This is a genomic window from Pseudomonas sp. UBA4194 (genome assembly GCF_002379585.1).
Classification (GTDB): Bacteria; Pseudomonadota; Gammaproteobacteria; order Pseudomonadales; family Pseudomonadaceae; genus Aquipseudomonas.
The window spans coordinates 1,250-5,307 of record NZ_DFUE01000068.1 but is presented as its reverse complement, the minus strand read 5'-3'; the positions used below and the strand labels follow the sequence as shown (position 1 = coordinate 5,307).

General features: G+C 61.8%; 2 protein-coding genes, 1 tRNA gene and 1 pseudogene (1 of these 4 cut by a window edge). All 4 read left to right on the top strand.

Annotated elements, in window-relative coordinates:
- A tRNA-Asn gene (locus tag B3397_RS16300) sits at positions 1 to 47 on the top strand; it begins 41 nt to the left of the window's first position.
- 123 nt (positions 48 to 170) lie between these two features.
- A pseudogene (locus tag B3397_RS16295) lies at positions 171 to 1,182 on the top strand (ligase-associated DNA damage response exonuclease).
- Positions 1,179 to 2,888 (top strand): ATP-dependent DNA ligase, encoded by a 1,710-nt coding sequence (locus B3397_RS16290; RefSeq protein WP_296251974.1) that lies wholly within the window; start codon positions 1,179 to 1,181, stop codon positions 2,886 to 2,888. The pseudogene B3397_RS16295 and the gene B3397_RS16290 overlap by 4 nt, the downstream one beginning before the upstream one ends.
- A gap of 256 nt (positions 2,889 to 3,144) precedes the next feature.
- Entirely contained in the window at positions 3,145 to 3,927 is a 783-nt protein-coding gene (locus tag B3397_RS16285; RefSeq protein ID WP_296251973.1) for a transporter substrate-binding domain-containing protein, read from the top strand.
- Positions 3,928 to 4,058 lie beyond the last annotated feature (131 nt).

The window sequence follows — 4,058 nt, the reverse complement described above, 5'->3', positions numbered from 1 at the left end:
GACTGTTAATCATTGGGTCCCTGGTTCGAGTCCAGGTCGTGGAGCCAGATTCTGAAGAAGCCCCTCATCGCAGGGGCTTTTTTGTGGGCGTCGTTCAGCCCGGCATCCCTTCGAACTTTCCCCTCCCCCGCCGCCTCATAACAACACACCCATCACCCGGCCCACCTGCCATGGACCTAGTCGTAGCGCGCCCTGAAGGCCTGTATTGCACCGCCGGCGATTTCTATATCGACCCCTGGCGGCCAGTTGAGCGATCAGTGATCACCCACGGCCATGGCGACCATGCGCGTACGGGCAACGAGCATTACCTGGCAGCCGCGCCGGGCGAAGGTATCCTGCGCACGCGCCTGGGCCAGGACATCAATCTGCAACTGCTCGAATACGGTGAAACCCTGCGTCATCACGGCGTCACCTTGAGCTTCCACCCCGCCGGGCACGTACTGGGTTCGGCTCAGGTGCGGTTGGAATATCAGGGCGAGGTATGGGTCGCGTCCGGGGACTACAAGGTCGAACCGGATGGCACCTGTGCGCCCTTCGAACCCGTGCGCTGCCATACCTTCATCACCGAATCCACGTTTGGCCTGCCGATCTACCGCTGGCAGCCTCAGGCGGAAATCTTCGGCGAGGTGAACGAGTGGTGGAGTGCCAACGCGGCCCAGGGCAAGGCCAGCGTGCTGTTCGCCTATGCCTTCGGCAAGGCGCAGCGGTTGCTGCATGGCATCGACGCCAGCATCGGCCCGATATTGGCGCACGGTTCGGTGGAACCGCTGAACCGCGTCTACCGCGACGCCGGGGTTTACATTCCGGCCACCCAGTACNNCCGGAGACTTCAAGAAAACCGACCCGGCCTTGCGCAGTGCCTTGATCATCGCACCACCTTCGGCCGGTGGCAGTACCTGGATGCGCCGTTTCGGCGAATACAGTGACGCCTTCGCCAGCGGCTGGATGCGCCTGCGCGGCACCCGCAGGCGGCGCGGCGTGGACCGCGGCTTCGTGCTTTCGGACCATGCCGACTGGCCCGGCCTGCTGTGGGCCATCGAACAGACCGGCGCCGAGCGGGTAATGGTCACCCACGGCTCGGTCGACGTGCTGGTGCGCTACCTGCGCGACATTGGCCTGGATGCCCAAGGCTTCACCACTGAATACGGCAACGAAGAGGAACCCCAGGAGGTGGCCTCATGAAGGCCTTCGCCCAGCTTTACGCCAACCTCGACGAAACCACGTCCACCAACGCCAAGCGCCAGTATCTGGAAGATTATTTCCGCCAGGCCGACCCGGCCGATGCTGCCTGGGCCGTGTATTTCCTTTCGGGCGGCCGGCCACGGCAACTGGTGCCGACCAAGGTGCTGCGCGAACTGGCGGTTCAGCTTGCCGGTATTCCCGAGTGGCTGTTCGAGGAAAGTTACCAGGCAGTGGGCGATCTGGCGGAGACCTTTTCGCTGCTGCTGCCCGAGGCCGAACACAGCACTGACGAAGGCCTGGCCTGGTGGCTGGAACATGCGTTGCTGCCGCTGCGCGGCCTGCCACCGGAGACCTTGGCCGAACGCCTGCCGCCGCTCTGGGCAGCCCTGGATCGGCCCAGCCTGATGTTGTGCCTCAAGCTCATCACCGGAAGCTTCCGGGTCGGTGTGTCGAAGCTGTTGGTGACCCGCGCACTGGCGCAGATGGCCGAGCTGGACAGCAAACGCGTCGCCCAGCGCCTGGTGGGCTATACCGACCTGTCCCATCGACCGACTGCGGCCAGCTATCTGAAGCTGATCGCCCCGGAGTCGGCCGATGAGCACGCTCAGCGCGGCGGCCAGCCTTACCCGTTCTTTCTCGCCCATTCGCTGCAGCAACCGGTGGATCAGTTCGAGACCCTGCTGGGCCCCAGCAGCGATTGGCAGATCGAGTGGAAGTGGGACGGCATTCGTGCCCAGTTGGTGAAGCGCGAAGGCCGGTTGTGGATCTGGTCTCGCGGTGAAGAACTGGTGTCGGAGCGTTTTCCCGAGCTGCACTCGCTTGAGCAAAGCCTGCCCGACGGCACAGTCATCGACGGTGAAATCGTGGTCTGGCGCGCACCACCGCCCGCCGACACGTCACCAGAGGATTTCAGCCTGGATGCACCCTCTGCGTCTTCCACCGACGCGCCTGCGGTCCAGCCTTTCGCCCTGCTGCAACAACGCATTGGCCGCAAGACCTTGAGCAAGAAGATCCTTGAAGAAGTGCCGGTAGTGGTTCTGGCCTACGACCTGCTGGAGTGGCAAGGCGAGGACTGGCGTAACCGCGTGCAGCATGAGCGACGCACTCAATTGGAGCGAGTCATCAGCCAGGCTGGCGACCCCGTACTGCGTGCATCGCCAGTGCTGAGCGGTGAGGATTGGCATGATCTGGGCCGGCAACGCGAAGCTTCGCGCAGCCTGGGTGTCGAGGGCATGATGCTCAAGGCCCGCGAGTCGTTGTATGGCGTGGGTCGCACCAAGGACATGGGCACCTGGTGGAAATGGAAGGTCGACCCCTTCAGTGTCGATGCCGTGCTGATTTATGCCCAGGCTGGACACGGACGCCGGGCCAGTCTGTACAGCGATTACACCTTTGCCGTCTGGGACGGCCCGCCCGAGGCTTCGCAGCGCACCCTGGTGCCGTTCGCCAAAGCCTATTCGGGGCTGACGGACGAGGAAATGCGCAAGGTTGACGCCATCATCCGCAAGACCACGGTGGAAAAGTTCGGCCCGGTGAGAAGTGTCAAGCCCACCCTGGTGTTCGAACTGGGCTTCGAGGGGATTGCCCTGTCCAAACGCCACAAGAGCGGAATCGCCGTGCGCTTCCCGCGAATGCTGCGTTGGCGCCATGACAAGCCGGTGGCCGAGGCGGACAGCCTCGCCACACTGCAGGACCTACTGGCGTAACACTGGCACGCCCCATTTCGGGGCACTCTTTTAGCGTGGATTATTTTGGGGCATTGATGTACCAATGGCATCGCCCGCTGCCCGGGCGATGTGGCCGCCTGATGAAAGAATATTGTCATCAAGCGACATCGATCACCGCTCAAGCAGGGTGATTTGGACTATGGTGCGAAACTTGCTATCAAAATGATGTCTGGCACTTGCCGGTAACGAATACGGCGTTTACCCAACGCTCTCAATTGGTTTTAAGGACTGCACAATGAAAAAAGCATTGCTGACCCTTTCTGCACTGGCTCTGGCATTTTCCGCCGGCAGCGCACTGGCCAAGGAATACAAGGAATTACGCTTTGGGGTCGATCCTTCGTACGCGCCTTTTGAATCCAAAGCCGCCGACGGCAGCCTGGTAGGTTTCGACATCGACCTGGGCAACGCTATCTGCAAAGAGCTGAAAGTGACCTGCAAGTGGGTAGAGAGTGACTTCGACGGCATGATCCCAGGCCTGAAGGCCAAGAAGTTCGATGGCGTGATCTCGTCCATGACCGTGACTCCGGCGCGCGAGAAAGTCATCGACTTCTCCAACGAGCTGTTCTCCGGCCCGACCTCTCTGGTATTCAAGAAAGGCGCCGGCCTGACCGCCGACCCGGCCTCCCTCAAAGGCAAGACCGTGGGCTACGAGCAGGGCACCATCCAGGAAGCCTACGCCAAGGCTGTGCTGGACAAGGCCGGTGTGAAAACCCAGGCCTACCAGAATCAGGACCAGGTTTACGCGGACCTGACCTCCGGTCGTCTCGACGCCTCGATCCAGGACATGCTGCAAGCCGAACTGGGCTTTCTGAAATCGCCGGCTGGCGCCGACTATGAAGTCAGCCAGCCGATCGACAGCGAACTGCTGCCGTCCAAGACCGCTGTCGGTATCGCCAAGAGCAACAAAGAGCTCAAGGCCCTGATCGACAAGGGCATCAAGGCGCTGCACGATGACGGCACCTACGCCGAAATCCAGAAAAAGCACTTCGGTGACCTGAACCTGTACAGCGGCAAGTAAGCAGCACCCCACAACGCCCATTCCCACGCGGGGATGGGCGTTTTTTCGATCGGCAAAGGCCAGATACATGATCGACGACCTTTTGCAGCACCTGGGGCTGTCCGCGTTCAGCTTGAAGGGCTTTGGCCCGC